Source organism: Cryptosporangium japonicum, from assembly GCF_039524755.1.
Classification (GTDB): domain Bacteria; phylum Actinomycetota; class Actinomycetes; order Mycobacteriales; family Cryptosporangiaceae; genus Cryptosporangium; species Cryptosporangium japonicum.
Map to the genome: position 1 here is coordinate 117169 of NZ_BAAAGX010000009.1, position 26179 is coordinate 143347.

Sequence of the window (26179 nt, forward strand, 5' to 3'; positions counted from 1 at the left end):
CAGATCCGAGAATTACTCAGATTCGGACCACTGGCCGTCGCGCCCAAGATTTTTCCGCCGGAGAGGTCGAAAATCCCGGCGTCCAGCGACCCCCACCCGACGCCGACCCGAGGTCCCGACGGATCCGGATTCGTTACGTCTACCAGCGGGAGCTCGCGGGTGGCGTCGGCCGGGTCGGGTTCGTGCTGCGGCCTCGATGGTGTGGACACCGAATACCCTTCTTCGACGGCTTTCGAGAGAATCGGCGGCGATCCCGAATTGATCCGGCGCGCTCTCCGGAATGGACGGCTTCGCGCAGTCCGCGAGAACTTAGGCATATTTCCGCCGCACGGTCAACCCGGTCCGAGTGGCAGAGAATCGCCGCGCAATAACTCCGGCAATATTTGTTCAAAGACGGATACGGCAGGTAGGCATGGAGAACTGAGCAGCTGCGGTAGGGTGCTGAACCGTCTCGGCCGCGCCGCGTTGATTCGACCGCGGACTATTCCCGGGCTGCTCGCCCTCCGCAATTACTTGGAGTCCTGATGTATGTGGTCGTCACCGGCGGCGCCGGTTTCCTCGGGTCGCACCTCTGCGGCGCATTGCTGGAGCGCGGGGATCGAGTGTTGTGCGTCGATGACTTTTCGACCGGGCGCGCCGAGAACATCTCCGAGTACTTCGCTTCGCCGGAGTTCGAGGTCCGCGAAATCGACGTGACGAGCACGGCCGCCGAGACCGTCGATCGTTGGGCGCCGGGCCGGGTCGACGCGGTGGCCCATCTGGCCAGCCCGGCCTCGCCCCCGGACTACCAGCGGCGCCCGCTGCAGACGCTGGCGGCCGGGAGCCGGGGGACGGAGAACGCACTCCGGCTCGCTACCCGCGACGGCGCGCGCTTCGTTCTGGCGTCGACGAGCGAGGTCTACGGGGATCCGGAGATCCACCCGCAGCGCGAGGACTACTGGGGCAACGTCAACCCGATCGGGCCGCGCAGCGTCTACGACGAGGCGAAGCGCTTCGCTGAGGCACTCACGGTCGCGCACGCACGCGACCGTGGCTTGAACGCCGGCATCATCCGCATCTTCAACACCTACGGACCACGGATGCGGCCACAGGACGGCCGGGTGGTCTCCACCTTCATCACGCAGGCACTGGCCGGCGAACCGATCACGGTCTACGGGGACGGCAGCCAGACCAGGAGCTTCTGCTACGTCGACGACCTCATCCGGGGAATCGTCGCGATGCTCGACCGGCCGGTGCTCGGACCGGTGAACCTGGGCAACCCCTCCGAACGGACCGTGCGGCAGCTCGCCGATCAGATCCTGTCGCTGACGCGCTCCACCTCGACCGTGGAGTACCGCTCCCTCCCGGTCGACGATCCGACCCGGCGCCGGCCGGACATCACCGCCGCCGCGGACGTCCTCGGCTGGCGTCCGCAGGTCTCGATCGAGGACGGACTGCGTCGGACGGTCGACTGGTTCGCATCCCGCGCCAAGGAGCCGGTCGAGCTGTCCGCCTGACTCCCGCGGACGCGGGGCCGAGCCGCCGCTGACGGCAGCGCGTCAGCGCTGAGCAGCGGCGAGGGAGGTGTCCCAGTCGATCGCGACGGCGTTCGGTTCGGACGCCGAGACCCGCGCGGTCAGGCGCGACCCCGGGTAGACCAGCGGCACCGCGTGCGACGGCACCGGGTTGCCCACCTGGATCTGGTACGGGGCCACTCCCGGCCGCAGGATCGTCAGCACGAACGCGTGCAGGTCCACGCCCTGCGGGCTGCGCATCCCCAGCGGCGCGCTCTGGATCACCACGGCCTCGCACGGCAGCCCGGTGGCGAGCAGTTCCGCCGCGGTCGGCACGCCGGCCTTCGGGGTCGCCCGCACCACCGGCGGCTCGGTGTTCCAGTCGATCGCGACCCGGTTCGGGTCGGCCGGGTCCACTTTCACCGCGACGAACGTCGCGCCGGGCTGCAGCCGCGGGATCACGTGCTCGGCGATGCGCTGGCGCGCCACGGCCCGGTACTCCGGCGTGTCGTCGAGCGTCACCTCGAGCGTGACGACGCAGACCCGCTCGACCGGCCCACCCATCTGGACGGTGGTACCGGTGAGCTGGACGTCGAGGATCAGACCGCGGCCCGGTCTACCGGTGAGCAACAACTGCTCGTCGACGCCTCCGGCCATCTGCTTGATACCGTCGGCCGCTTGCGTGAATGCAGAAAAGATTCCCATGTCAGGGAAGTTATGGTCCGAAGAATCAAAGGTCAGTGCTTCTGACGCCTGCCTGACACGTGACGCCGCCCGCGGTCCGATGGTTAGCGCGCGAACAGACACGGGCAGTTCCGAGCCGTGAAGCGACGATTACTCGCCTACGGTTCCGTCGTCCTGCTCTGCGCCGGGCTCGGTCTGGCCGTGGACGGCGACACGATCACCGACCCCGGAGACGCATTCTGGTCCGCGATGCGGTTCCTCGTCATCGCGGTCGCCGCCCCAATGGGGTCGGCACTCGTCGCGCGAGCCGGCATCCAGCGCAGGGAATCGAGCCCACGCACGTACCAGGTGGTCGCCTGGCTGCTCGCCGCGCTGCCGGTGGTGAGCCTCGCCTGGTTGGTGATCGACGCGGACGCACCGGGGTGGCGGCGGCTCGGGCTCGTCCTCGTCGCGCTCGGCGGGTTGGCCGCCACACTGCTCACGGCCCGCGCCGGCATGCTCAGTGGCCGCTTCCGCCCCGAACCGGCGCGGGAACAGCAGCGGCCCTGACCCGAACGAATCGGATCAGGGCCGCGACCGCGCCGGATCAGAAGTTGATCATGTGCCCCGCGAGGCCGTGGACGGCCTCCTTGACCGCCTCCGACAGGGTGGGGTGGGCGTGCACGTTACGCGCCACCTCGTGCACCGTGAGGTCCCACTGCTGGGCCAGCGTCAGCTCCGGCAGCAGCTCGGTGACGTCCGGGCCGATCATGTGCGCGCCGAGCAGCTCGCCGTACTTGGCGTCGGACAGGATCTTCACGAAGCCGCCCGGGTCGCCCAGGCCGTGCGCCTTGGCGTTCGCGGTGAACGGGAACTTCGCGACCTGGACGTCGTAGCCCTTCTCGCGCGCCTGCTCCTCGGTGTACCCGAACGAAGCGATCTGGGGCTGGCAGTACGTCGCCCGCGGGATCATCACGTAGTCGACCGTCTGCGTCTCGGCGCCGGCGATCGTCTCGGCCGCGATGATGCCCATGGCCTCGGCGGCGTGCGCCAGCATCAGCTTGGCGGTGCCGTCACCGATCGCGAAGATGTGCGGGACGTTCGTCCGGCAGTACTCGTCGATGTCGATCGCGCCGCGCTCCGTCAAAGAAACCCCGGTCTTGTCCAGACCGTAGCCCTCGGTGCGCGGGGCGAACCCGATCGCCTGGAGCACCTTGTCGGTCTCCAGCACCTGCTGGGAACCGTCCTTCGACACCGTCACCTTGACGGAAGGACCAGAGTCGTCGATCGACTCCACCCGGGTCGAGGTGAGCACCTTGATGCCGAGCTTCTTGTAGCGCTTCGCGAGCTCGGCGGAGACCTCGGGGTCCTCCAGCGGCACCAGCCGGTCGAGGAACTCGACGATCGTCACGTCGACGCCGTAGTTACGCATGACGTACGCGAACTCGACGCCGATCGCACCGGCACCGGCGATGACGATGCTCTCCGGCAGGTTGTCGGTGAGGATCTGCTCCTCGTACGTGACGACCCGCTCCGAGAGCTGCGTGCCCGGCAGCAACCGGGTGGTGGCGCCGGCCGCGATGATCGCGTTGTCGAACGTGACGGTCTCGCTGCCGCCGTCGTTGAGCGCGACCTCGATCGTGTTCGCATCGGTGAACGTTCCCCAGCCCTGGAACTGCTGGATCTTGTTCTTCTTCATCAGGAAGTGGACGCCCTTGACCCGACCGTCGGCCACCTTGCGGCTCCGGTCGAACGCGGGCTTGAAGTCCACCGAGACCGTGCCGTCGACGGTGATGCCGAACTGCTTGGCCTCCTTCTGGAAGATGTAGGCCAGTTCGGCGTTCCGCAGCAGCGCCTTGGACGGGATGCAGCCCACGTTGAGGCACACCCCACCCCAGTACTGCTTCTCGATGATCGCCACTTTTTTGCCGAGCTGCGCGGCTCGGATCGCGGCGACGTATCCACCCGGGCCGGCACCCAGTACCACGACATCGAAGTGTGTGCTCACGCTTTCCACCCTATTCCGGATCCCGCGCCGAAGGTCAGGCGCCTGGCAGCCATCGTTGACCAACCCCGAAAAACTGAAAATCATTCCCATCGACGATGGTGCAGGCGGGGCGCGCGCCGATCGCCGGAGGGCCGCACAACCGAATCGCACCCACCCTCCACTCGTGCGGCATCGGCAGGCACCGATCACACCGGTGTGACCGACACTCGCACCCCGTACCGCCCGGCGGCCAAGGCCCTGCCCACCGGCGCCGGTGCCGTCCGCGTCGTGCCGCGCCCCGGATCGATCGCCGCTCAGGCCCGGGAGGGCGCGGTCGGCGCGCCCCGTCCCGGCCGCGCCGACCGTGCCACGAGTCGATTCCCGAACATCGACGCCGTACTCGACGCCCGGGCGATCTTTCCGGTGTTCCAGCCGCTGGTCCGCGCCGACGACCGGGCGCTCGTCGGTTACGAAGCGCTGAGCCGCGGCCCGGCGGGCACCCCGTGGGAGTCCCCGTCCGCGTTGTTCGAGGCGGCCACCGAGGTCGGCCGGCTCGCCGAGCTCGACTGGGCCTGCCGGGCCCGCATCGGCCGCGCCGCGATCGCCGCCGGGCTGGACCGGTCCACGGCGCTGTTCGTCAACGCCGAGCCGCCCGCCGCGGCGACGCCGTGCCCGGACGACCTGCTGCCGGCGATCCGGGAGGCCGAGCGTCGGCTGCACCTGGTCGTCGAGATGACCGAGCGGTCGATCGCCGCCGACCCGGCCGGCCTGCTCACCGCGGCCTCCACGCTGCGCGCCGCCGGCTGCGGCATCGCGCTCGACGACGTCGGCGCGATCCCGGCCTCGCTGGCGTTGATGCCGCTGCTCGACCCGGACGTCATCAAGCTCGACATGCACCTGCTGCGTCACCCCAACGACCTGGCCACCGCGCGGGTCGTCAACAGCGTGATCGCGCAGGCGGAGCGCTCGGGCGCGGTGATCCTCGCCGAAGGGGTGGAGACCGCGCAGCACCTGGCGACCGCGCGCACGATGGGTGCGTCGATCGTCCAGGGCTGGCTCACCGGCCGGCCCGCGCCGCTGCCGACCGAGCGGGCCGCGTCGCTGCCGCCGGAGCGGCTCTACCGCCGTGCCGTCGAGGAGCCGACCGGCACGCCGTTCGAGATCCTCGCCGCGTGCAGGCCGGCCCGCCGCGGAACCAAGGAGTCCCTGCTCACGATCAGCCGGTACCTGGAGACGAAAGGCCTCGACAGCGAGGAGCCGCCGGTCGTGCTCGGCTGCTTCCAGCACGACCGCTACCTGACCCCGGCGACCCGTCGGCGGTTCGCGCAGCTGGCCGCGTCGGCCGGGTTGGTGGCCGCGCTCGGCGAGGGCGTGGCGAGCGAACCCGCCCCCGGCGTGCGTGGAGCGGGGCTGGCGGCGAACGACCCACTCCGCGACGAGTGGAACGTCGTCGTGGTGGGCCCGCACTTCGCCGGCGCACTGGTCGCCCGCGACCTCGGGGACACCGGCCCGGAAGGTGAGCGCCGGTTCGACTACGTCCTCACCTACGAGCGTTCGCTGGTGTTGAAGGCCGCACGTGCGCTGCTGCGCTGGGTGGCTCCGGTGGCTTCCGACCCCTACCGGTGAACGGCGCACACGTCCCAGGATAGGGACGAGAATTACGCCGTTTCTGAGTTAATGTCCGCGAGATGGCGCAGCCTGGTACGTCTTCCGCCTTCCTCTCGGCCGATCAGGTCCTCCCGTTCTTCCGCGCTCTCGTCGAAACCCTGGAAACCGCCGTCGTGCTGTGCGATTCCGGCGGACGGATCCTGCTGTTCAACCGGGCGATGGCGCGGGCCTGCGACGCCGGCGACGAGGCGAGCTGGGAGAACCCGAGCGGCCCGCTGCGGGTGGGAACCGAGCTCAGCCGCATCACCAGCTGCCTGCGCAACCCTGACGGCTCCCGGGTGGTGCGGGCCCAGTTGCCGCTCAGCCGGGCGCTGCGCGGCGAACGCATCCGCGACGAGGAGCTCCATCTGGGGTCGGACGGGCGGCGTCCACGCACGTACCGCACCCACGGTGGCCCCGTCCACGGCCCGGACGGCCGGGTGGTCGGCGCGCTGCTGGCCCTGCACGACGTCACCGAGCGCCGGCTGGCTCTCCGCTTCGCCGACTGCGAGCTCGCGGTCGCCGACGCGCTGGTCACCGAGGCGTCGCTGGCCGAGGCGGGCGCGGGCGCGCTGGCCGCGGTCGGCACCCGTCTGTCCTGGCCCTACGGGGAGCTCTGGCTGGCCGACGACGCCGACGAGACCCTGTACCCGGCGGCCCGCTGGGTGGCGCCGGGCCACCAGCCGTCCGATCCCCGGCCCGAGCGGCTCGCCCGAGGCGCCGGGTTGCCCGGCGAGGTGTGGGCGAGCGGGGTGCCGTGCTGGTACTCCGACGTCACGACCAGCGGTCAGGCCCGCCTGGTCGCCACCGCCGGCCGGTACGGGCTGCGATCGGCGATCGGTGTCCCGATCCGGACGCCGGAACAGTTCATCGGCGTGCTGGTGTTCTTCGGCTCCTGCGTCGAGGAGCCCGACGAGTCACTGCTCGCGATGCTCAGTGGCGTCGCCGCGCACGTCGGGCAGTTCCTGGTGCGGCGAAGAGCGGACGAGCTCGCGCTCGAGCTCACCCGGACCAGGGACGACTTCCTCGCGCTCGTCGGGCACGAACTGCGGACGCCGCTGACCTCGATCGTCTCGCACACCGAGCTGGTGCTGGCCGACGAGGAGGGCATCACCGGCGACAACCGGACGCTGTTGACGGCGGTCGACCGCAACGCCCACGCGCTGCGCGCGATCGTCACCGACCTGCTCGACCTGGCCGGCCTGGAGTCCGGCGACCTGCCGGTCGAGGAAGTAACGGTCGATCTGGCCGACCTGGTGACCACGGCGGTGTCCGCCGCCCGGCCGACGGCCGAACCCAACGACGTCAAGATCGAGGTGGACGCTCCGCGGGTGCTGCCGGTCCGCGGCGACCCGGCGCGGCTGCGCCAGCTGGTCGACCAGCTGCTCTCCAACGCGGTGAAGTACTCCCCCGACGGTGGCGACGTCCGGGTGGCGCTCGAGCGGGACGGCGACCGGGCCGAACTCACGGTCACCGACGCCGGCATCGGGATACCGGAGGCCGAGCGGCCCCGGCTGTTCGAGCGGTTCTTCCGGGCGACGACCGGCACCGAACGGGGGCTCGCCGGCACCGGTCTGGGCCTGCCGCTGGCGCGGGCGATAGCGGTTCGCCACGGCGGCACGATCAAGACCCGGCACGGCCACCCGGGCACGACGATGGTCGTCACGCTGCCGGTCGCCGGCGCGACCGAAAGCCGCTCACACCGCGAATGACCGCCGTACCGCCGACACCCCGGTGGCCCGTACGATGAGCGCCAGTCTCCCGTCCAGCAGCTGCGCGGGACGTCCTTACCGACTGCTGCCCGCTGCCCGTTGGAGGCCCCCATGGCTGAGTTCTCCGCCCCCACCCCGTTCGAGGTCCTGATCGTCGACGACGACGCCGGCGACGTGATGATCATCGAAGAGGCGCTGGAGACCCACGGCCTCGGCAGCACGTTGCACGTGGTTCCCGACGGCGTCGTCGCGATGCAGTTCCTCCGCCGGGAGGGCGAGCACAAGAACGCACCGCGCCCGCATCTGGTGCTGCTCGACCTGAACATGCCCCGCAAGAGCGGCCGCGAGGTGCTGGAAGAGCTGAAGGAGGACGACGAGCTGGCCAGCATCCCGGTGGTGGTGCTGACGACGTCGTCCGCCGACGAGGACATCCTGCGCTCGTACGACCTGCACGCGAACGCGTACGTCACCAAGCCCGTCGACTTCACCGAGTTCGAGGGCGTGGTCGTGCAGATCGAGTCGTTCTACGGCAGCACCGCGCAGTTGCCGGGGCGTCGTCGCTAACCCGTCATGTCGCCTAAGGTTGGCGAAATCGGAAAAATGGGCGATCATTCTCGTAACCGCCAGTAGTTTCACGGTGGCGGAACGTGAGGATGGACGACAATGATCGATCTCCCGCACCCCCCGCCCGGCGCGTCGTCCGGGCCGTACGGCCTGCCCAGGCCGGACCTCGACGAGGCCCACCAGGCCCTGGCCGAGATCTACGCCGAGATCACCGACCGCATCTGGACCCAGATCCTCCACCAGACCGGGCTCTCCGGACGCGAGACCGATCCGGACGCGCTCGACCGGGTCATCGACGCGATGAAGTCCAGCGACCCGATCACCGCACTGTGCGGCCGCTCACTGGAGATCCGGGTGGCGGCCTTCGACGCGATCGCCACCGACCGGGAACTGATCGGGAGCCCCGCATGAGCACCCTGCTGCACCACCGCCTGGCCGGCCGCGAGCGCCTCGAGGCCCTGGCCCGCTACGACGTCGACGACCCGCACCTCAAGCAGCAGCTCGACGCGATCGCGATGCGCACCGCGATGCACCTGCACATGCCGACCGCGCTCACCACGCTGGTGCTCGACAACGCGACGCTGATCGCCGGCGCGCACGGCGTCGACGGCTGGATGCGGGGCGGGCCGGGCGGCCCCGCCGAGTGGTCGTTCTGCGCGCAGACCGTGCTGACGGGCGAGCCGTACATCGTCACCGACGCCAGCCGGGACCCGATGCAGTGCACCAACCCGGTCGTCGAGCTCGACGGCCTCCGCGCCTACGCCGGCGCCCCGCTGATCACCTCGTCCGGCCAGGTCCTCGGAGCGCACTGCGTGATCGACACCGCGCCGCACGTGTTCAGCGAGGACGAGATCGCCGAGCTGCAGGCGGCCGCGACCGACGTCGTCGTCGCGTTCGAGCAGCACCCGAGCCGGTACTCGACCGAGTACCGACCCTCGTTCTTCAATCTCGACTGAGCCACCTGCCACCCGCACGACACCGGCGCCGGACCTCGAGGAGGTCCGGCGCCGGTGCGTTTCCGGTCAGGCGACCGGGATCAAATCGCTGAGCCCCACCAGGTCGAGCACGCGCTGCGCGTACCGCCCGACGTTGCGCAGGTGGAACTGCGCGCCCTCGGCGCCGGCGGCCTTCCAGCCGTAGACCAGCACCCCGATGCCGACCGAGTCGAGGAACGGGCACCCGGCCAGGTCCACGATCACGTTGCGGCCCGCGTCGAACTCTCTGGCGAGCATCGTCCGCAACTGGGGCGCCGAGTCCGAGTCCAGGTCACCGACGACGGCGATGACCGTGCTGTCGTCGGACTTCCCGACGTCGAAGTGTGTTGGCGGCCGTTCCATGGCTGCCCTCCCTCACCAGGTGGCACTCGAAGGGCTACCCGGATAACGGTCGCCACTCACGTCCAGTTCACCCGAGTTTTGCCGCTCGAGGCCCCGGGGACAGCCCCCGGGGCCCGCCGCGACGAATCAGGCGAGCGCGGCGTCGAGCGTGATCTCGACGCCGGCGAGCGCCTTGCTCACCGGGCAGCCGGCCTTGGCCTCGGCGGCGGCCGCCGCGAAGTCCTCGGCGGAGATCCCCGGCACCTCGCCGCGGACGGTCAGCTTGATGCCGGTGATGCCGGTGCCGGGCTGGAACGTCACGTCAGCCGTGGTGTTCAACGCGGTGGCCGGCGTGCCCTTCTGCGCCAGTCCGTTCGAGAACGCCATCGAGAAGCAGGCCGCGTGCGCCGCGCCGAGGAGCTCCTCCGGGGTGGTGGTCGACGCCGCGCCTTCGGAGCGGGCCTTCCAGTTGACGTCGAACGAGCCGAGGCCCGAGGAGTCGAGGTTGACCGACCCCTTGCCCTCGAAGAGGCTTCCCTCCCAGTGCGCGGTCGCGGTGCTGGTCAGTGCCATATCCGTCTCCAAATCGCGTAGTGCGGGTCTTCGGTGAACGTACCGTGTCGACATATCGAGAACGGCGACCCGCTCCGAAAGATCCATTCGCCCAGGTGTGTCCTGTTTTCTCACGCGCAATTCGTGCGCGCGAGAGAGAGGGATCGGGTTGAGAACGATTCGGACCTTCGTGGCCGCCGCGCTGACCGTGGTGGGCACCTTGGGCCTGACCGCGGCACCCGCCGCAGCAGGTACCCAGATCGCCGGAGTCCAAGACCGGCACCAGACACGGACCATGCCCCAGTTCCACTACGTCATCAACGTCCGCGCGCCGCAGAACAGCCGGTTGACGCTGTACTACTCCTCGCGGTTCGATCACGCCCGCCGGTTCGTCACGGTACGCGCCGGAAGCGGACAGGGAACGCTCGACGAGTGCGCGAAGAACCGGGGCGTGCTGCCGGTCGGGCGCTACACGGTGCGGTTCTGGCCCAACTACCGGGCCGGCAACCCGGCCGTGCGCGGTGACGTCTGGCGGATCTCCGACCGGGTGTGCCGCAACCGGAAGACCGTGCGCAACGACCTGTTCATCCACTCCAGCGGCGCCCCCGGGGCGCCGTTCCGTCATTACCGGACGCTGGGCTGCATCAAGATCGACCAGGCCGACCGGGCCCGCCTCGCCGGCGCCTGGCGCTCGGCCTGGGGCAACACCCGGGGCCGCCTGATCGTGAGCCGCCGCTAGTTCGCCCAGGGGGGCGTCATCGTGGTGCCGTCGGACAGTTGCGCGGTCAGCCCGACGGTCGTCGTGACCCAGGCCCGCAGTGGCTCGTCACCGACGACGTCGACCTGGAACTGCGCGCCGGCCGGCACCAGGATGACGTCCCCCGCGGAGGCCACGCGCGATTCGCCGTCGAGCGTCACCCGCGCCGAGCCGGCCAGCACGGCCAGCACCTCCTCCCGGCTCGGCCGGTGCGGCACCCCGGACGTACCGGCCGGCACGTCCAGGCGCCACGCGCACAGCTGGGCACTTCCGGTGGCCGGCCGCACGTAGGACGTGAACCGGCTTCCGTGCACCTCGTACTGCTCCGCCGAGGCGGCGTCGACGATCGGCATGTCGCTCTCCCAACTAGTCAAGTAGATTGACTAAATAGTCAAGCAAGCTGACTAGTGTGTCAACCTGGATCCATGGCGGACGAAATCGCGCTCTCGGCGCTGCTCCTCGGCGCGGCCAGCACCCTGGTCGAGGCGATCCACGAGGGCACGGCCCGGCGCGGATTCGCCGATCTACGCCCCACCCACGGCTTCGTCTTCGCCCGGCTCGCCCCGGACGGCGCCACGATCGGCCAGATCGCCGAGCACCTCGGCGTCACCAAGCAGGCCGCGAGCCAACTGGTGGAGGAACTGGTCGGCAAGGGGTACGTGGAGCGCCACCCCCACCCCGGCGACGCCCGCGCGAAGATCGTCGCCCTCACCGAACGAGGGTGGGCCTGTACGGCCGCAGCCGACGAGGCCGCCACCGAAGCCGTCCGTTCCTGGATCGCGGTCCTGGGACAGGAGCGGGTGTCGGCGCTCACCAACGATCTGCGCCGGGTCGCCCGACCAGGGCGGTTGCGCCCGGCCGCGTGGTGAGGCGTTAACAGCACCCCTTCAGCGGGCACTGATATCGCCGTGGAGCCCTTGAGCAAGTCGGACCAAATACTGGTAGCGGGGGTCGCCGTGGCGATCTGCCTGCTGGTCCTGCTCAGCCTGCGCGGAACCCGCCCCGGCGCGCCCGCCCGGATGGGGGCGATCGTCGCGGGCATCGTCATGTTGCTCGCGCTGATGGTGGGCTTACGCGCCCACGACCTGACGAACCCGCGCTCCGACGACCAGCAGACTTCGGTCGCGCTGCGGCCGACGACCGCGCAGCCCTTCGGGAACGCCGAGGTCAGCGGCGATCCGCAGCGCGGTCTGACCGTGCGGCCTCCGGCGACGGCCACCGATACCGCCGGTGCCTACATCTCCGATGCCCGGTTCTGCGACGGCCGGCTCGACGCCCACGTTCGAATCGACCCGACGGAGACAGCGCCGGGCACCACCACCGGGACGGACACCACGGACGCGGTGCCGGTGGCCAGCAACGGACCGGCCGGACTGGTGCTCGGCGTCCGGGCCGGATCCGATCCGGCCGAGCCGCCGGCCCTGTCCATCCGGTACACGCCGGAGGACCAGCAGGTGCGCCTCGTGGGCGCCGACGGCACAGCGCTGGGATCACTGACCAGCGCGGCCGCTGAGCCGAGCATCCGCGTCGACCTCCGCGATTCGAAGGCCGAGGTGTGGTTCGACGGTCAGCCGATGACCAGCGGAGCGATTCCGGTCGCCGGTGGATGCGGCGCGGTGCGGTTCAGCGCTTGGGGTGGAAGCGCAGCGCTGCGCGACCTCGTGATCCAGCCGGCGAACTGAGCGGCGGAGTATCGACCAGCGCTACCCGGCTGGTCGAACACCGCCTGCTGCGAAGGCCGGCCGCGGCTTGACCGGCCGGCCTCAGTTCCCGCGAAGGGAGCCCAGGTGGATGGGTTGTTGCTGTTTCAGGCCAGGTTGAACTCGCCGGACTTGGCGCCGGCGATGAAGTTGCTCCATCCGGCGGCGGGCAGCACCAGCGCTGGTCCGCCGCGGTCCTTGGTGTCACGCACCGCAACGACCGAGGTCATCAGTGCAACCTCGACGCAGTTGCCGTTGCCCGTGCTCGCCTTGCTCTTGCGCCACGGAGCGTAAGTGAGATCGATGTTTGCCATATCTTGCCTCAGCTTCCTGCCGACTACGACATGTCACCAGCGGCATCGCGTATCCGTTGTACGGATTGCTCCGGTGTGAGCGCTATGCCAACTAGCTTTTGGTGCACGAGGGTATACCCCTCCACCTGGTCCGGTTCCTCCAGAGCGATACCCACAGTGAGGTTATCCAGGTAGACGACAGAATTGTCGTCAGGATCCGGGAAACTAAGGATGACATAGGGTGTCGTCATCGCGGGGTGCCCACCGACCGAGAATGGCAAAACTTGGATCGTTACATTCGGTAGCGCCGATAGCTCGACTATGTACTCAAGTTGCTCACACATCACGGTCACGCCGCCGAACGGCCGCAACAGGACCGCCTCGTTGAGGACGACTGAAAACTCGGCGGGCGACTCCCCCCGCAGCAGGTCCTGGCGGCGGAGGCGAGCCGCGACCTTGCGATCGACGTCGTCGTCGCCGGCCGTGACGCGGAACGCCTCCCGGGCGTAGGCCTCGGTCTGCAGCAGACCGGGGACGGTCTCGGCCTCGTACGTGCTGACCTTCACGGCTTCGGCTTCCAGCCCGACGTAGAACTCGAACCACGACGGCAGCACGTCGCCGTAGTTCTGCCACCACCCTCGTTGCTGCGCGCCACGGGCGATCTCGATGAGCGCTTCGGAGTCCTCACCGGTGACGCCGTAGAGGGCCAGCGCGGCCCGCACGTCACGTGGCTTGATTCCGATTTGGGCAGTCTCGATCCGGGAGAGGTTGCTCCGGGACATGTCGAGCTGGCGGGCGGCTTGTTCGAGCGTCATCCCCGCCTTCTCACGGAGGTGGCGGAGTTCTCTGGCGATGCGACGGCGGCGAACCGTGGGGCTTCCTGACACGGCGGAAGTGTGGCATTACGCGAACTGGCACACCAGCCTCGATATCGCACCACGCCGAAGTGGGAGTTGCATTGCAGGGGACACGGATGCACTATCGAGACAGAGGTCGTCAGCATGTGACCCACGGCGTCTACCGGGACCGCCGAGGTGTCATCGCATGTGCACTGCTCAGGCGATGACGCGTGCCCAGCACTTCGAGACCCGGAGAGACCGAATGGCCACGAACGTTGTCGGCTGCCCGAACGCGTCCCATGCGGACGATCACGATGCTCCACGGTGTCGCGGTGGGATTCTCACCCGGCCGTCGGCCGACCCGGCGCCCGCCAGAACGTGAGCGATCGACCGTGAACGCGCTAGGAGCACCGACGTCCATGACCACCGGGCTGCGCCACCGACTCGCGGCGCCCGTCACCCTCCCGGCGGCCCCCGTGGCCCCGACCGCGTGGCCCACCTCGGTGATCTGCGAGCCCGACGCACCCGTGGTCCGGCTACTGACCTCAGTCGACACCGCGACGCCGCAGCCGGAGGCCACGCCACCGCTCGCCGACGTCTCCCGGGTGGTGGTCGGCTACCTCCGGGCGGCGTCCGCGCCCAGCGATCCGCTCACCGCGCTCGTCCGGGGCACCGACGACGTGGACGACGACGCCACCGCCCCACTCGTAGCCGCGATCGCCGAGTACGCGCGGGACCGGGGCCTGACCCTGCTGCGTGTCCACCGCGACGACGTCACCGACGACGACGCCCGCCGCCCGGGCTTCTCGGCCTGCCTGCGGCACCTCTACCTGCGTGAGGCGTCCGGCATCATCGTGCCGACCTGGTCGCACCTGGCTCCCAACGACGTGCTGCGGCGGGCCCTCTGCCACAACGCGACGTCGGCCGGCGGCACCATCCAGGTGGTCGATCCCGCCTCGCTCTAGCTTTCTCCAACCCTCTCGACGGACCGGATCACCGGTCCGTCTTTTTTATGCCTTGAAGTCAGAATTAACAGACTTCGCATCCAGGCAGCCTCGGTGAGGTAACGGGCATCCCGGTAAAACCGACCGAACGGCTAAGCACTTCCTTCCGAACGGATCCGCGCGGATCACTCTGCTGGGCAAACCTCTCTATTTACGCAATTAGTGAATGCCGTAGAGCCCAATCGGGGCTGAATTAACGGTGATGTGCCTGCTTTGCTCATTCCGCCTGAAACACCAGAGGAGGCAGTAAATGGGAAGCAAGGCACGACGGACGGCTATCTCGGTTGCGGGTCTGGCCCTGGCCAGCGGCGCCACGATGGGTCTCGCCGCGCCGGCGTCGGCGAGCACGCCGGCCGGTGATGACTACTCCGCCGGCGGCTACGAGACCCAGTACGGCACGGACAACGAGTCCTCGTCCGCGGTCGCCGGTTCCTACACCAAGGTCGAGAAGACCGAGGTGAAGTGGGCATCCGCGGATAAGAAGAAGGACTGGTCGTCCGGCAAGACCAACGGCAGTTGGACCAAGGGCGGCGGCCACGGCTCGGACTGCGACGACAAGTGCGACGACGACTCGCGCTGGCACAAGGACCGGGACAAGGGTCACTGGCACGGCGACAAGAAGTGGAAGCGCGACCGGCTGAAGGGCTTCCACCGCAGCTACCGCGCCTGCAAGGCGGCCGGTATCCGCGGCGTGCACAAGGGCTGGTGGGACTCGTACGACTGCGACTTCACCAAGCGCGGTTACCGGGGCTGGCACCAGAGCTGGAACAAGTGGGGCAACCACGACTGGCGCTGCCGCGGCACCTGGGTGCTCAACGTCCGGGGTTGATGAGGACGATTCACGATTGCCCTGTACGCCACGTCGATGGCGTACAGGGCATTCGCATGTCAGCCCACCGCGAGAAACAGCGTCAACGAACCCGAAGCAGCGGAGACACCGGCGTACTCATTGACGACGGACGGCGCCGCTCCGGCCTGGAGACTGCGTAGCGCGCCGGTTCGTCCGTCCAGAGTGACCGGCTCGTCGCTCAGCAACCCGTACACCGCTCCGTGCCAGGCCGCCGTCACCCGCGGCGCCTTCCGGTCGCCGACCGGTAACTGCCAGATCTCCTGCAGGTCCGCCGAGTTGAAGCCGACCACGACCGGTGTCGTCGCGGTACCGGCGCAGACCACAGTGGTCCGGGCGTCGAACCAGCAGGAGTCGAACGCCCGCAGGTCAGCCGGATCACCGGAGTAGCGGCTCGCGCCGGTGGCGGGGTCGACGAAGTCGAAGTACGCGTCGGCGCTGGTGAACTCCCGCCCACGCACTCCCATCAGCCCCGGCCCGAGCGGGAACGAGCGGCCCTGCTGGAGCGGCGTGTCGCTGGTCCACAGCCGGACGCCGTCGGTGAGGCGCAGCCCGACCGTCGACGTCTTGGTCTCGGTGGCCTCCTGGCCGAGCTGTCCGGCCACGACCGTGCCGTCCACGACGGTCGGCTCGAAGTACGGCACCTTCCAGCGGGTGCGCCTGGTCTGCGCGTCGACGACGTACGTGGTGGTCGACGTGTCGACGACGATCGAGTCGGCCGTGACCCCGACCAGCCGGACGTCCTGCACCGGGTCGCCGGGGATCGCGTCGATCGTCGCGCTCCAGATCACCGCACCGGTCTGCGGATCGAGCGCGGCCAGCGAGACCGCCCGGTAACCGGTGACGCGCGTGCTGCCGGGAATCGTGATCGCGGCCGCGGCGTACACCCGGCCCTCGAACAGGACCGGGGGCGTCACCACCGAGGCCTCCGCGACGGACACGCCCGGCATGGTGGTGACCCACTCCTCGTCGCCGGACACGACGTCGCGGCCGGCCAGTGCGGCGCCGTCCACGAACACCACCGACTGGTCGATCAGGAGCGCCGCGGTCTGCGGCTCGCCGAAGTCGTCCTCGTCCCGCGGTGCGGTGGCGAGCCGCTGGCCGCTGCTCTGGAACCGGCTCGGCGGGTCGAACAGGACCGGCTCCGGAGCAGCCGGCGCCCGTCCGGTCGACGTCGTCGGGGCCGGCGCGGGTTCCTTCGGGTCGTTACCGCAGGCCGTAGCGGCCAGGACCACGACGCACACAGCAGCGAGCAGAGCCCTCTGGTGCATCACAGCTCCCTCGGTGACCGTCTCTGGTCGCACGGTAACCACAGTGGCGCTGCGGAGTCAGGGGATCACGGATTTATGGCCGAGAGGCTCGGTCCACGCTCTCCAGACGGGGGAAGAGATCGGTGACCCGCAGGCGCGCCCGACGCCCGACCTGGGACGGCCGGTTCGTCAGCGACCACTCGGCGGCCGCGGCGACGTCACCGCGCGGGGTGGCGACCGCGGCACGGACACCCTCCTCGGTACCGACCACGACGAACGCCTGCCTCGGGGTCGCGTCCCGGTCGTACTCCACGGTGGCGGTCTCCACGACGACGTCGGTCCCGTCGAGGTCACGCGCCTCGGCCACCTCCAGGCCGTCCGTCCGGGTCCGCACCGGCCCGCTGCGGTAGCCGGTCGCCGGGCGTCCGCCGAGGACGATCGCGTGCTGGTAGCTCAGGAAGCCTCCGTTCGCGTGCACCAGCCCGCGGCGGTCGGTGCCCCGCAGCCGGCCGAACGCCCGGGCCAGCGAGTGCAGCGAGTAGCTGTTCAGCGGGCCGCCGAACGACGAGTGGCCACCAGTGATCGAGAGCACGGTCTCCCTGGGCAGGCCGAGCGCGAGCCCGGCCAGCTTCGGAACGACCGGGAAGCAGCTGTAGACGTCGACGAAGTCCAGGTCGGCGGTCGACACCGCGGCGCGGTCGATCGCCCCGGTGAGCGCGTCGGCCAGCGCGGTGGAGCGGCCGAGCTTGGGGCGGGCCAGCACGTCGGGGAGGTCGTCGGAGCCGGCGGCCGCGTGCAGGTACACGATGCGGTCGTCGGGTACGCCGGCGGCGCGCGCGGCGGCCAGCGACGTGACGACGACGGCCGCGGCCTGGTCGACGAACGGCAGCGCGTTCATCGAGAGCGGGTAGGGCTCGCAGACCATGCGGTTCGTCGGCGTGACCGTGCCGACCTGCTCCGGCGTGAGCGCGGAGGTGTTCCAGGCGACCGGGTTGGTGGCGGCGACCGCGCTGAGATCGGCGTAGAGGCGCGCCGACCAGTCCGCGTTCTCCTCCGGGGTCAGCCCGAGGTCGGCCTGCAGCCGGTTCTCGTAGAGCGGGTAGACCCGCGTGGGGAGCAGCAGCCCGGCGGTCTGCATGGCCGGGCTGCCCATGTCGGCGACGTCGATCGGCGTCGGGCCGCCGGGCCGGGCGCTCCATCCGAGGTCGGCGATCGGGTCGACGCCGGCCTTGAGCAGCGCGGTGGCCGAGGCCGTCGCCTCCCCACCCACCAGCAGCGCGACGCTGCTCTCGCCCGACGCGATACGGGCGGCGGCCCGGTCGAGCAGGCGGATCGGCCACTGCCCGCCGATCGGGCTGTCGTCGCGGTGCGTCGGCTCGGCCCCGACCGCGGCGGCGACCTCGGCCGACAGCTCGTCGTAGGCCCAGCTGGCCACCCGCACGGTGTAGACCGCGTCGGCGGCGGCCAGGAGCTCCGGCGCGGCCGCGAGGTCGAGCGCCTCGAGGATCAGCGCCAGCGGCTCACGCGCCTGCGCGACGGCACGTTCGCGGTTCGCGCGCACCTCCCCCACTCCGACGAGGACGGGAAGCCGGTCGTCAGTCATGTCCGTGCCTCTCAGAGTTGGGCCGCGGCGGTGAACAGCGCGGTGAGGTGCTCGACGAGTTCCTCGGCGCCGCGTCGACGTACTACCAGCGCGCCGAGGTCGGTGGGGCCGGAACCGGTCTCGTTCGCGGTGGCGCCGGCGATCAGCACCTCGACGACCCCGCCGACCAGCAGGCCGGCCGAGAGCAGGTCACTGCGCTTCGCGACGTCGGTGTTCGTGGTCCGCAGCGGCCGCATCAGGCGGGCCGCGAGCTCGACGAAGCTCGCCTGGAGCAGCCGACGCTGCTCGCGGAACTCCGGCGTGGCGAGCGACTCCATCAACGCGACCCGCACCGTCCGCGGGTCGGCGATGAAGTACTCGGCCAGCGCGGTCAGCACGTGCCTGGCCTGGGCCTGCACATCGCCTTCGCCGGTGGCGAGCGCGCTGCGGACGACCTGCTCGACCTGCGAGGCGATGCGGTCGGTGGTGGCGAGGAACAGCACCTCGCGGCTGGGGAACTCGTCGTAGAAGAAGCGCGGCGAGAGCTTCGCGGCGCGGCAGATGTCGGCCACCGTCGACGAGGCCCAGCCCTTGGTGGCGAACACCTCGACGGCCGCGTCCAGGAACTGCTCACGGCGCCGCGCGACGCGCTCCTCGGGGCTCAGCCCGCCATAAACTCGCATCGTGAACGAGACTTTACAACATGAACGACGGCGTTCACGATGGTGCGCATGAGGACCGCCATCTGCGATTTGCTGGGGATCGACCTGCCTCTGCTCGCGTTCAGCCACTGCCGCGACGTGGTCGCCGAAGTGAGCCTGGCCGGCGGGTTCGGCGTCCTCGGCGGGTCGATGTTCACCCCCGAGCAGCTCGAGACCGAGCTGGCCTGGATCGACGACCACGTCCAGGGCCGCCCCTACGGCGTCGACATCATCGTCCCGGAGCGTGCGGCAGCGATGCAGCCCGGCGCCGCCGTCGACATGGACGTCCTGCAGGCGGCGATCCCCGACGAACACCGCGCGTACGTGGCGGAGATCCTGGCCGCCCACGGTGTCCGCGCGTCCGCCGACGAGACCGCGTCGTGGAACGTCCCGTCGCCGGACGATCTGCTCGACGTGGCGTTCAGCCACCCGATCAAGCTGATCGCGAACGCGCTGGGCGTGCCGCCGGCCGTCATGCTCGAGCGTGGCCGGGCGGCCGGGGTTCCGGTGGCCGCGCTGGTGGGGGCGAAGGAGCACGCGATCAGGCAGGTCGCGGCCGGCGTCGACATCATCATCGCGCAGGGCACCGAGGCCGGTGGGCACTGCGGCGAGGTCACCACGATGGTGCTGGTGCCGGAGGTGGTCGAGGCGGTGGCTCCGGTGCCGGTGCTGGCGGCGGGCGGCATCGTGACCGGCCGGCAGATGGCGGCGTCGATCGCGCTCGGCGCGGCCGGCGTCTGGACCGGGTCGGTGTGGCTCACCACCCCGGAGGCCGAGACGGCGCCCCACACCCGCGAGAAGTTCCTGAAGGCGACGTCACGGGACACCGTGCGCTCGAAGGGTCGCACCGGCAAGCCGTCCCGCCAGCTCCGCTCGTCCTGGACCGAGGCGTGGGAACAGCCGAACAGCCCCACCCCGCTGCAGATGCCGCTGCAGACGTTGATCAGCGAGCCGGCGCTGCGTCACGTGGACGCGCTGGCCGCCGCCGGCGACAAGGGGGCGCAGGAGCTCGCCACGTACTGGGTGGGCCAGGGCGTGGGGCTCATGAACGAGGTGAAGTCCACCCGGAACGTCGTCTACGAGATGGCCTCGGACTACGCCGACGCGGTGGAGCGGGTCGCGCGGACGCTTGACCCTGACACCGTGTGAGGGCGGAACGTAACCCGGGTCATGTTCACGATCGGAGAATTCGCCACGCTCGGCCGGGTGTCGGTGCGCATGCTGCGTCACTACGACACCCTGGGCCTCCTGGTCCCGGCCCGGGCGACGTCGGGATACCGCCACTACGCCGCTGGTCAGCTCCACGACCTGAACCGCATCACCGCGCTCAAAGGGCTGGGCTTCTCGCTCGCGCAGGTCAAAACGATCCTGCACGACGACGTCAGCCCGGACGAGCTGCGCGGGATGCTGCGGCTGCGCCGGGCGGAGCTCGACGCTCGCATCGCGCAGGACCACGCCCGTCTCAACGCGGTCGAGGTGCGGCTCCGGATGCTCGAGAGCGAGGGAACCATGAGTAGCGACGACGTCGTGCTCAAAACCGTCGACGCGGTGCGGGTGGCCGCACTGACGACGAACGTGAGCGCCTACGAGAGCAGCGTCATCGGCCCGGCGATCCAGCCGCTCTACCAGCGGTTGTGCGAGCGTCTGGAGGCCACCGGGGTCCGGCCGGGCCCGGGCGTCTCCTACTACGACGGCACCGGCGAGGACGGGCAACCGATCCGGATCGGCGCCGCGTTCCGGGTCGACGTCGGTCCGGACCCCTCGTTCGGGTTCGAGGTCGTCGACCTGCCGACGATCCCGACCGCGGCGACGCTGATCCACCGCGGTTCGCTCGACACCGTGGACGACAGCTACCAGGTGCTCGCGGCCTGGATCGCCGACCACGGTCACCGGCCGCTGGCGCACTCCCGCGAGGTGACGCTGGAGTTCCCGGACGACCCCGACCAGTGGGTCACCGAGATCCAGATGTCGGTCACTTCGACCTGACCGCGTCGAACAGGCGCTGCACGGCGACCGGCCGGTCCGGGCGTCGCCGCAGCACGGTGACGAGCCGGCGCAGCTCCAGCCGGATCCGCGACGAGCTGACGTCACTCGCGGTGTCGTGCGCGGCCAGCCCGATCCGGGCGGCTTCCTCGGGCTGGCCGGCCCGCGCCAGCGACGTCCCCATCAGGCAGAGGAAGTAGGCCCGGTCGCGGCGGGAGAAGCCGTGGTGGGCCTGCCACCGGGCGTGCGCCTCCAGCGCACGCTCGGGCTCGCCGGCCTCGCAGTAACAGAGGGCGGCCTGGACCGAGAACAACGGGTAGGTGTAGGCGGCGCCGAGCTCGTGGTCGCCGGGATCACCCTCGCCGAGCAGGTCGCGGGCCTCGCGCAGTTTCGCCTCCACGGTGGGCAGGCGCGCCCCCAGCATCGCCTGGGCGCGCGCCTCCTGCTGGGCCGCTTCCGCGCGTACCCGCGGCGGCACCTGCCACGGGCCTTCCTGCGCGGCCCTGGCCAGCGTGAGCATGCGCGGTGCGTCCCGGTCGTCCCAGGCCGCCTGGCTCTTGCGGAGCAGCACGTAACCCTGCATCGCCAGGTCACCGGCCTCCTGGGCCCACTCGGTCGCCCGGTCGCGCCAGTACGCGGCCTGCACGCGCCCGCCGGCGTCCCGGTAGAGCCAGCCGGTGAACTCCGCGGCACGCGCACCGACCGCCAGCAGTTGCCGGCGAAGATCGGCGTGGACGGTCCTGGCACTGCGGTCGATCGCTCCGACCAGGCCGAGCGCGGCCGGGAGCGCCGCTCGGGGCCCCCACGAACCGTCGTCGCGGGCCAGCAGCCGGAGTCGCTCCCGGAACTGCCCGACCACGTCGCCGTCGAAGTAGTTCCGGGCGTCCTCCAGCGCCGCGCTGATCTGCTCGAGGTCGTCCGCGGTCACCGCGGGCAGCCGGTCGTCGGGCTCGGGCGCGGCCGGGAGCACCTCCGACGTCAAGTGCGTGAACCGGTCCCGCTCGGTGGCCGACGCCCTGGCCAAGGCGGTGTCCAGGACCGCCTGCATGTCCGGTCGGGGCCGGATCTCGCTGCCCGCGGACTCCCAGTTGGAGATCGTCCGCGCCGCCACGCCGAGACGGTCGGCGAAGTCCCGGATGCTCAGCCGCAGCGCTTCCCGCAGTGCCCGCGCCTCGCGGCCCGTCCAGTGGGTGACAGCGGTCATCCGGCCTCCGGTGACTCGTTGGTCAGACGATGCCCGGATAAGCGTCTTCGGTGCTGTTTTCAGCGCCGCTGCAGCAGCATTGCAGCGCACCGGGCTGTCCACTGAGTCCCGTGCGTATCAGGCTAGAGCCATCCGCATCCGCCGCGCCGTCCGGGAGCTGCGACGGGAGCCCCTCCGACCGCTCTGCGGTCGCGCCCGCTCCTCTCCCGGCGGTGCGTGGGATCACGCGGCACGGCTCTCCCGGTCGCCGGCCCCGCGTCCTCCCTGCCGCCGGGAGGGGACCACCCTCGGCGGAAGGACCCCCTCGATGACCCAGCAGAGTGTCAGACCGTTCCGGCCCTCCGGTTGGAGCCGCGACGCGACGAGCGAGGACGTCGAGACGGCTCAGCGGATACTGCCGATGCACGCCCCCATCGACTCCTCGCGTGGACTGTGCTCGAGCGCGCTCCACCTGATCAACGCCCCCGCGTGGCCCTGCGAGCAGTACCTGTGGGCCAAGGCCGTGCTCGACGCCGCGGAACGGCGCGAGATCAGCGACTGAGTTTCTGGCCGGTCAGCTCGGCCACCGTCCGGCCGATCGCGACCGCCGTGGCGTCCGCGTCGTACCCGTCGAACTTGCGCGGCTGCGCGTCCGGGAACGCGGTGAGCCAACTGTCGGGCACGTCGATGTCCGGCCCCGGAACCAGCAGTTTCACGTCGCTGATGCGGTGCTGCCGCAGTAACGCCCGCGCGGCCGGCTCCGTGGTCGGGACGTCGGTGACCTGCGCGTCGGAGAGCAGCAGCAACGCGGTCCGGCAGCGCGTGCCGCTGAACGCGTCGACCTGCGCCAGCGCGGGTGCGAGCAGCGTGCCGCCACCGTCGGCGACGCCGGTCGCGGCCGGGGCTCTCGCCGAGTTGGCGGTCGTCGGCGGCAGGCGGACGGTCGCGGTTTCGGCGAAGTCGACGACCGACAGCTCGTCGGTGTCGCGCAGGTTGGTGGCCAGCCACGGGACGAGCCGAGCCAGTGCGGCGTCCCGGGCGCCGGCGTAGTCCTGCATCGACCCCGACGAGTCGACCATCAACGTCAGCCGCAGGCACTCCTTTCCCCGCTTGCCCTCCAGCGCGTAGTCGCCCAACCGGCCGCTGACCGGCGCCGGGTCCTCCTGCCGCTGACAGCTGGTGAACAGCAGCCAGAGCAGCGGCAGGAGCAGTAACAGCGGCACGAGCGTCCACCAGAGCCGGCGGGGCGGCCCGCCGAGCCGCGGCGACCGGCCGAACCGTGGCCCGGGGGCCAGCGTCGTCATCGGCGCTGTTCCGGCACGTATCCGTTGACCTGGGTCGGGTCGATCGGCACCGACGGCGGGGGCGACGGCGCGGTGAGCGGCTCCAGGTGGAAGAGGCGTTCACGCAGCTCGGTGATGCGGCGGGACGCGGTCGAGGAGTCCTCGGGGCGGCAGCGCGAGAGGTGTTCGATCGCGTCCTCCACCCGGCGGAGCGGGCCGATCGCCATGCCGGTGCCGAAGAGCGTGAGCGGGCGGGTCGACGGCAACCCGGTGAGCCCGTCGCGCGTGTCGTCGTCAGTGGTCTTCGCCCAGTTCCCCAGGTGCGCCGACCGCGGATCCCCGACCGCCGCCGGCCCCGGCAGCGGCTGGGTCGGCGCGTCCTCCGCCGCCTGCACCGGCAACGTGTCGCCGGGCGTTCGGTCCGGTGGGGTGAAGGTGGGCTGGGTACCGGCGTCGGGTGCGGCCAGCTGCGGCGCCGGGGTCGGGTAGGCCCTGGCGCCGGGCGGGTATGGTTCGGCGCCGGGCGGGTAGGGTTCGGCGCCGGGCGGGGCCGGGGGCACGTAGGTCGGCGTGCCGTACGTGGCCGGCGGGTACGGAGGCGCCGCCGCGCGGGAGTCCGCGATCATCCGCGCCCCGACCGCGACGATGCGCTCGATCGTGTTCAGCTGGGTCTGCACCTCGGCCCGCAGGTCCTCCCACGCCCGGTGGTGCGCCACGTCGGCCTTCGTCTTCGCGACGACCAGCCGGTCGAACACCTTCGAGCGTTCGGAGCTCTGCCCGCGGATCTCCGACACCAGGAACACCCGCGCCAACGCGTCGGCGAGCAGCACCGCGACGAAGATCGCGGCCATCGGCAGCGCGGGCGGCGGCAACGACCCGATCGGAGCGGTCGCCTCGTCGAACCGGAAGTTGATCAACCACCCGACAGCGGCCAGCGCGAGCACGAACGCGATCACCGCGAAGACGGCGCCGATCCGGTCCTTGCGACCGACCCCGGGATACCCGGCCAGCCACCGGTGCCCCAGCGGCCCCACGACACGCGCGGTCGCCACCCCCACGACCGGGATGAACAGCGCCAGCAGCGCGGCCGCCACCCGCGACGGGTCGTACCAGGGCGCGTCCGGCTCCACGACGTCGTCGAAGATCGAGTACCAGAAGAACACCTCGACGACGACGAAGATGATCTCGACGACGGTCAGCACCCGGTTGGTGATCAACGGCCGGTGCGGATCGAAGTCCTCGACGAACGGGCCGTCGGGGTCGTGGGCCGGCCCGCCGCGGCGGCCGCGCCAGATCGGGTTCGTCCGCGTCGCGTCGAGGCGCTGGGCGGCCAGCACCGCGGCGAAGTCGGCGGCGTCCAGCGCGTGCTGTTTGCGCAGCAGCCGACGTGAGGCTTTCGCGTCCGCCGCCGCGATCGTCGAGTTGACCTCGACCAGCACCGCGACCTGCCCCGGCGTCATCGTGCCGGGAGCGACCGCCTCCCGTTCGAGCACCCGTTGGCGTGCGCGTTCGACCCCGCGGGTGCCGAACAGTCGGGCGAAGAAACTCATCGCGTGCACCCTCCGGGTCGGATCTCGATCTCCACGCGCCGGTTCTTCGCGGCGGCGACGGTGTCGTGGCGGCCGTCGACGAACTCGTTCACGGCCGGACGTTCGGCGCCGTAGCCGACCGACTCCAGCCGTGCGGTGCTCACCCCCCGCTCGGAGAGCGCGCCGACGACCGCCTGCGCTCGACGGGTGGAGAGGTCCCGGCGGTAACCGGCGTCGCCGTAGCGCGCGGTGTGTCCGGACACGACCGCGGTCGCCCCGGCGTCGCTCTTCAGGTCGGACGCGATCGGCTCGAGCACGCCGTCGGCCTCCGGTTGCAGGTCGGCCCGGTCGGGGGCGAACAACAGCGACGCCGGGATCGAGACGCGGGTGGCGCAGCCGTCGCGGACCTCCGTCGCGGCCGGCACCGTGACCGGGTCCGACGGGAGCCCGGCCGGTGGCGCACCGGCGGACGGCGCGTGCGCCGAATCGAACGTCACGGTGGCGCCGGCCGCGGTCAGCACGCTCTGCCAGATCTTCTGCAGCGAGGTGCGGGCCGACTGCGGTAAGCGCTGCTCGGACGAGGTGTCGCCGAGCCCGCTCCAGACGATCCGCTGGGCCTGGAGCGCCGGCGGTAGTGCGTTCGCCGCCTTCAGCGCCTCGGCCAGGCCGGCCGGGTCGGCGTCGAACTGCTGCTTGTTCAGGTCGAGCTCGCCGCTGTTGGAGACACCGTCGGAGACGACCAGGATCTCCTCCGGCTTGTCCTCGGCGGCCCGGCCGAGCGCGCTCAGGATGCGGCTGCCCGTGCCTTTCGGCCGGAGTTCGTCGCCGCGCGCCCAGGTGGGCACGCACTCCAGGGCGAGCGCTCGGGCGCGCTGGGAGGCCTGCGAGTTCGAGCCGGGCGCCGGATCCAGCGCGATCGTGCGGCTCGGTGGCGCACCGGCACCGTCGACGCCCACGAGCACCAGCGCGTCGCCCCGTTGCTGTGCGTCCTCGAGCTTGGTCGTGACCGCCGGCGGCAGACCGCCGGAGACGCCGGAGGCGGTGTTGTCGACGACCAGCGCGGTCCTGGGCGCACCGGCCTCGGGAGCCACGTCCGCCACCCGGGCGCAGTCGGAGTCCGAACGAGTGGTGGTCGCGTCGTCCGGCGGGTCGTCACTGGAGCAACCACTGAGGATGATGAGGCCACTGGTAACTACTGTGAGTATCGAGAGACGGAGCCGACTCGGCATCGATACTTCTCCCCACTTCGCTTCGGACTCGCTGCTCACAGCGTTTCCTCCGAACGCAAGTCCGA

General features: G+C 70.8%; 29 protein-coding genes. 15 read left to right on the top strand and 14 right to left on the bottom strand.

Annotation, left to right across the window (positions count from 1 at the left end; all coding sequences use genetic code 11):
* Window positions 1-524: 524 nt before the first annotated feature.
* Window positions 525-1496 (top strand): UDP-glucuronic acid decarboxylase family protein, encoded by a 972-nt coding sequence (locus tag ABD437_RS11640; protein ID WP_344648798.1) that lies wholly within the window; start codon window positions 525-527, stop codon window positions 1494-1496.
* Between the two features lie 42 nt (window positions 1497-1538).
* Here ABD437_RS11640 and ABD437_RS11645 read toward each other — a convergent pair whose 3' ends face one another.
* Window positions 1539-2198: a hypothetical protein gene (locus ABD437_RS11645; protein WP_344648799.1), complete on the bottom strand. Its 660-nt coding sequence runs from the start codon at window positions 2196-2198 to the stop codon at window positions 1539-1541.
* Window positions 2199-2315: 117 nt separating this feature from the next.
* Here ABD437_RS11645 and ABD437_RS11650 point away from each other — a divergent pair, with 117 nt between their 5' ends.
* On the top strand, window positions 2316-2726 hold the full coding sequence (locus ABD437_RS11650; protein WP_344648800.1) for a hypothetical protein: 411 nt from the start codon (window positions 2316-2318) through the stop codon (window positions 2724-2726).
* A gap of 37 nt (window positions 2727-2763) precedes the next feature.
* On the opposite strand, the gene lpdA is transcribed toward ABD437_RS11650, so the two are convergent.
* Window positions 2764-4164 (bottom strand): dihydrolipoyl dehydrogenase, encoded by a 1401-nt coding sequence (lpdA, locus tag ABD437_RS11655; protein WP_344648801.1) that lies wholly within the window; start codon window positions 4162-4164, stop codon window positions 2764-2766.
* 195 nt (window positions 4165-4359) lie between these two features.
* On the opposite strand from lpdA, the gene ABD437_RS11660 reads away from it, so the two are divergent.
* The 5 genes from ABD437_RS11660 (at window position 4360) to ABD437_RS11680 (ending at window position 9022) form a co-directional block, all read left to right on the top strand.
* The gene (locus tag ABD437_RS11660) at window positions 4360-5769 is read left to right on the top strand and encodes a sensor domain-containing phosphodiesterase (RefSeq protein ID WP_344648802.1); all 1410 of its coding nucleotides are present in this window, start codon (window positions 4360-4362) and stop codon (window positions 5767-5769) included.
* Window positions 5770-5831: 62 nt separating this feature from the next.
* Window positions 5832-7502, top strand: coding sequence for an ATP-binding protein (locus ABD437_RS11665; protein WP_344648803.1), 1671 nt, complete (start codon window positions 5832-5834; stop codon window positions 7500-7502).
* Window positions 7503-7613: 111 nt separating this feature from the next.
* A complete protein-coding gene (locus tag ABD437_RS11670; RefSeq protein WP_344648804.1) occupies window positions 7614-8066 on the top strand; it encodes a response regulator in 453 nt (150 codons plus the stop codon).
* 99 nt (window positions 8067-8165) lie between these two features.
* A complete protein-coding gene (locus tag ABD437_RS11675; protein ID WP_344648805.1) occupies window positions 8166-8477 on the top strand; it encodes a hypothetical protein in 312 nt (103 codons plus the stop codon).
* Window positions 8474-9022, top strand: a complete 549-nt coding sequence (locus tag ABD437_RS11680) for a GAF domain-containing protein (protein WP_344648806.1) — start codon at window positions 8474-8476, stop codon at window positions 9020-9022. The genes ABD437_RS11675 and ABD437_RS11680 overlap by 4 nt, the downstream gene beginning before the upstream one ends.
* Before the next feature lie 66 nt (window positions 9023-9088).
* Here the strand turns inward: ABD437_RS11680 and ABD437_RS11685 are convergent, their stop codons facing one another.
* Both ABD437_RS11685 and ABD437_RS11690 read right to left on the bottom strand, forming a co-directional pair.
* On the bottom strand, window positions 9089-9403 hold the full coding sequence (locus ABD437_RS11685) for an STAS domain-containing protein (protein ID WP_344648807.1): 315 nt from the start codon (window positions 9401-9403) through the stop codon (window positions 9089-9091).
* Window positions 9404-9529: 126 nt separating this feature from the next.
* Window positions 9530-9955: an OsmC family peroxiredoxin gene (locus tag ABD437_RS11690; protein ID WP_344648808.1), complete on the bottom strand. Its 426-nt coding sequence runs from the start codon at window positions 9953-9955 to the stop codon at window positions 9530-9532.
* 274 nt (window positions 9956-10229) lie between these two features.
* Here ABD437_RS11690 and ABD437_RS11695 point away from each other — a divergent pair, with 274 nt between their 5' ends.
* Window positions 10230-10673 (top strand): hypothetical protein, encoded by a 444-nt coding sequence (locus ABD437_RS11695; protein ID WP_344648809.1) that lies wholly within the window; start codon window positions 10230-10232, stop codon window positions 10671-10673.
* Here ABD437_RS11695 and ABD437_RS11700 read toward each other — a convergent pair.
* Entirely contained in the window at window positions 10670-11044 is a 375-nt protein-coding gene (locus ABD437_RS11700) for a cupin domain-containing protein (RefSeq protein WP_344648810.1), read from the bottom strand. The genes ABD437_RS11695 and ABD437_RS11700 overlap by 4 nt on opposite strands.
* Before the next feature lie 72 nt (window positions 11045-11116).
* On the opposite strand from ABD437_RS11700, the gene ABD437_RS11705 reads away from it, so the two are divergent.
* A complete protein-coding gene (locus ABD437_RS11705) occupies window positions 11117-11560 on the top strand; it encodes a MarR family winged helix-turn-helix transcriptional regulator (RefSeq protein ID WP_344648811.1) in 444 nt (147 codons plus the stop codon).
* A gap of 48 nt (window positions 11561-11608) precedes the next feature.
* On the top strand, window positions 11609-12373 hold the full coding sequence (locus tag ABD437_RS11710; protein WP_344648812.1) for a hypothetical protein: 765 nt from the start codon (window positions 11609-11611) through the stop codon (window positions 12371-12373).
* A gap of 125 nt (window positions 12374-12498) precedes the next feature.
* On the opposite strand, the gene ABD437_RS11715 is transcribed toward ABD437_RS11710, so the two are convergent.
* A complete protein-coding gene (locus ABD437_RS11715; protein WP_344648813.1) occupies window positions 12499-12705 on the bottom strand; it encodes a DUF397 domain-containing protein in 207 nt (68 codons plus the stop codon).
* A 23-nt stretch (window positions 12706-12728) separates the two neighbouring features.
* Complete coding sequence (locus ABD437_RS11720; RefSeq protein ID WP_344648814.1) at window positions 12729-13571, bottom strand: helix-turn-helix domain-containing protein; 843 nt, start codon at window positions 13569-13571, stop codon at window positions 12729-12731.
* Window positions 13572-13942: 371 nt separating this feature from the next.
* Between ABD437_RS11720 and ABD437_RS11725 the strand changes: the two genes are divergently transcribed.
* Both ABD437_RS11725 and ABD437_RS11730 read left to right on the top strand, forming a co-directional pair.
* Window positions 13943-14488, top strand: a complete 546-nt coding sequence (locus ABD437_RS11725) for a hypothetical protein (RefSeq protein WP_344648815.1) — start codon at window positions 13943-13945, stop codon at window positions 14486-14488.
* Window positions 14489-14777: 289 nt separating this feature from the next.
* On the top strand, window positions 14778-15356 hold the full coding sequence (locus tag ABD437_RS11730; protein WP_344648816.1) for a hypothetical protein: 579 nt from the start codon (window positions 14778-14780) through the stop codon (window positions 15354-15356).
* A gap of 59 nt (window positions 15357-15415) precedes the next feature.
* Here the strand turns inward: ABD437_RS11730 and ABD437_RS11735 are convergent, their stop codons facing one another.
* From ABD437_RS11735 to ABD437_RS11745, 3 genes are all read right to left on the bottom strand, one after another.
* On the bottom strand, window positions 15416-16645 hold the full coding sequence (locus tag ABD437_RS11735; RefSeq protein WP_344648817.1) for an outer membrane protein assembly factor BamB family protein: 1230 nt from the start codon (window positions 16643-16645) through the stop codon (window positions 15416-15418).
* Between the two features lie 73 nt (window positions 16646-16718).
* Window positions 16719-18227 (bottom strand): acetyl-CoA acetyltransferase, encoded by a 1509-nt coding sequence (locus ABD437_RS11740; protein ID WP_344648818.1) that lies wholly within the window; start codon window positions 18225-18227, stop codon window positions 16719-16721.
* Window positions 18228-18238: 11 nt separating this feature from the next.
* Window positions 18239-18889 carry a TetR/AcrR family transcriptional regulator gene (locus ABD437_RS11745; RefSeq protein ID WP_344648819.1) on the bottom strand — a complete coding sequence of 217 codons (651 nt, stop codon included), beginning with the start codon at window positions 18887-18889 and terminating at the stop codon, window positions 18239-18241.
* 48 nt (window positions 18890-18937) lie between these two features.
* Here ABD437_RS11745 and ABD437_RS11750 point away from each other — a divergent pair, with 48 nt between their 5' ends.
* Window positions 18938-20056, top strand: coding sequence for a nitronate monooxygenase (locus ABD437_RS11750; RefSeq protein WP_344648820.1), 1119 nt, complete (start codon window positions 18938-18940; stop codon window positions 20054-20056).
* 21 nt (window positions 20057-20077) lie between these two features.
* Window positions 20078-20893, top strand: coding sequence for a MerR family transcriptional regulator (locus ABD437_RS11755; protein WP_344648821.1), 816 nt, complete (start codon window positions 20078-20080; stop codon window positions 20891-20893).
* Here ABD437_RS11755 and ABD437_RS11760 read toward each other — a convergent pair.
* Window positions 20880-22094 carry an NsdA family TPR-like regulatory protein gene (locus ABD437_RS11760; RefSeq protein ID WP_344648822.1) on the bottom strand — a complete coding sequence of 405 codons (1215 nt, stop codon included), beginning with the start codon at window positions 22092-22094 and terminating at the stop codon, window positions 20880-20882. The two genes, ABD437_RS11755 and ABD437_RS11760, sit on opposite strands and share 14 nt — an antisense overlap.
* A gap of 307 nt (window positions 22095-22401) precedes the next feature.
* Between ABD437_RS11760 and ABD437_RS11765 the strand changes: the two genes are divergently transcribed.
* Entirely contained in the window at window positions 22402-22635 is a 234-nt protein-coding gene (locus ABD437_RS11765) for a hypothetical protein (RefSeq protein ID WP_344648823.1), read from the top strand.
* Here the strand turns inward: ABD437_RS11765 and ABD437_RS11770 are convergent.
* The 3 genes from ABD437_RS11770 to ABD437_RS11780 are packed head-to-tail and all read right to left on the bottom strand — an operon-like array spanning window position 22625 to window position 25976.
* Window positions 22625-23377 carry a VWA domain-containing protein gene (locus tag ABD437_RS11770; protein WP_344648824.1) on the bottom strand — a complete coding sequence of 251 codons (753 nt, stop codon included), beginning with the start codon at window positions 23375-23377 and terminating at the stop codon, window positions 22625-22627. The two genes, ABD437_RS11765 and ABD437_RS11770, sit on opposite strands and share 11 nt — an antisense overlap.
* Window positions 23374-24906 (bottom strand): hypothetical protein, encoded by a 1533-nt coding sequence (locus ABD437_RS11775; protein ID WP_344648825.1) that lies wholly within the window; start codon window positions 24904-24906, stop codon window positions 23374-23376. Before ABD437_RS11775 ends, ABD437_RS11770 begins: the two co-directional genes overlap by 4 nt.
* A complete protein-coding gene (locus ABD437_RS11780; protein WP_344648826.1) occupies window positions 24903-25976 on the bottom strand; it encodes an OmpA family protein in 1074 nt (357 codons plus the stop codon). The genes ABD437_RS11775 and ABD437_RS11780 overlap by 4 nt, the downstream gene beginning before the upstream one ends.
* Window positions 25977-26179: the final 203 nt, after the last annotated feature.

What these genes read in the sequence shown, in the direction of transcription:
- ABD437_RS11725 (WP_344648815.1), top strand. Translation starts at nt 13,943, where the DNA reads ATGACCACCGGGCTGCGCCACCGACTCGCGGCGCCCGTCACCCTCCCG.
- ABD437_RS11755 (WP_344648821.1), top strand. Translation starts at nt 20,078, where the DNA reads ATGTTCACGATCGGAGAATTCGCCACGCTCGGCCGGGTGTCGGTGCGC.
- ABD437_RS11705 (WP_344648811.1), top strand. Translation starts at nt 11,117, where the DNA reads ATGGCGGACGAAATCGCGCTCTCGGCGCTGCTCCTCGGCGCGGCCAGC.
- ABD437_RS11675 (WP_344648805.1), top strand. Translation starts at nt 8,166, where the DNA reads ATGATCGATCTCCCGCACCCCCCGCCCGGCGCGTCGTCCGGGCCGTAC.
- ABD437_RS11775 (WP_344648825.1), bottom strand. Translation starts at nt 24,906, where the DNA reads ATGAGTTTCTTCGCCCGACTGTTCGGCACCCGCGGGGTCGAACGCGCA.
- ABD437_RS11735 (WP_344648817.1), bottom strand. Translation starts at nt 16,645, where the DNA reads ATGCACCAGAGGGCTCTGCTCGCTGCTGTGTGCGTCGTGGTCCTGGCC.
- ABD437_RS11700 (WP_344648810.1), bottom strand. Translation starts at nt 11,044, where the DNA reads ATGCCGATCGTCGACGCCGCCTCGGCGGAGCAGTACGAGGTGCACGGA.
- ABD437_RS11680 (WP_344648806.1), top strand. Translation starts at nt 8,474, where the DNA reads ATGAGCACCCTGCTGCACCACCGCCTGGCCGGCCGCGAGCGCCTCGAG.
- ABD437_RS11770 (WP_344648824.1), bottom strand. Translation starts at nt 23,377, where the DNA reads ATGACGACGCTGGCCCCCGGGCCACGGTTCGGCCGGTCGCCGCGGCTC.
- ABD437_RS11730 (WP_344648816.1), top strand. Translation starts at nt 14,778, where the DNA reads ATGGGAAGCAAGGCACGACGGACGGCTATCTCGGTTGCGGGTCTGGCC.
- ABD437_RS11690 (WP_344648808.1), bottom strand. Translation starts at nt 9,955, where the DNA reads ATGGCACTGACCAGCACCGCGACCGCGCACTGGGAGGGAAGCCTCTTC.
- ABD437_RS11645 (WP_344648799.1), bottom strand. Translation starts at nt 2,198, where the DNA reads ATGGGAATCTTTTCTGCATTCACGCAAGCGGCCGACGGTATCAAGCAG.
- ABD437_RS11765 (WP_344648823.1), top strand. Translation starts at nt 22,402, where the DNA reads ATGACCCAGCAGAGTGTCAGACCGTTCCGGCCCTCCGGTTGGAGCCGC.
- ABD437_RS11665 (WP_344648803.1), top strand. Translation starts at nt 5,832, where the DNA reads ATGGCGCAGCCTGGTACGTCTTCCGCCTTCCTCTCGGCCGATCAGGTC.
- ABD437_RS11745 (WP_344648819.1), bottom strand. Translation starts at nt 18,889, where the DNA reads ATGCGAGTTTATGGCGGGCTGAGCCCCGAGGAGCGCGTCGCGCGGCGC.
- ABD437_RS11715 (WP_344648813.1), bottom strand. Translation starts at nt 12,705, where the DNA reads ATGGCAAACATCGATCTCACTTACGCTCCGTGGCGCAAGAGCAAGGCG.
- ABD437_RS11740 (WP_344648818.1), bottom strand. Translation starts at nt 18,227, where the DNA reads ATGACTGACGACCGGCTTCCCGTCCTCGTCGGAGTGGGGGAGGTGCGC.
- ABD437_RS11695 (WP_344648809.1), top strand. Translation starts at nt 10,230, where the DNA reads ATGCCCCAGTTCCACTACGTCATCAACGTCCGCGCGCCGCAGAACAGC.
- ABD437_RS11760 (WP_344648822.1), bottom strand. Translation starts at nt 22,094, where the DNA reads ATGACCGCTGTCACCCACTGGACGGGCCGCGAGGCGCGGGCACTGCGG.
- ABD437_RS11640 (WP_344648798.1), top strand. Translation starts at nt 525, where the DNA reads ATGTATGTGGTCGTCACCGGCGGCGCCGGTTTCCTCGGGTCGCACCTC.
- ABD437_RS11685 (WP_344648807.1), bottom strand. Translation starts at nt 9,403, where the DNA reads ATGGAACGGCCGCCAACACACTTCGACGTCGGGAAGTCCGACGACAGC.
- ABD437_RS11750 (WP_344648820.1), top strand. Translation starts at nt 18,938, where the DNA reads ATGAGGACCGCCATCTGCGATTTGCTGGGGATCGACCTGCCTCTGCTC.
- ABD437_RS11670 (WP_344648804.1), top strand. Translation starts at nt 7,614, where the DNA reads ATGGCTGAGTTCTCCGCCCCCACCCCGTTCGAGGTCCTGATCGTCGAC.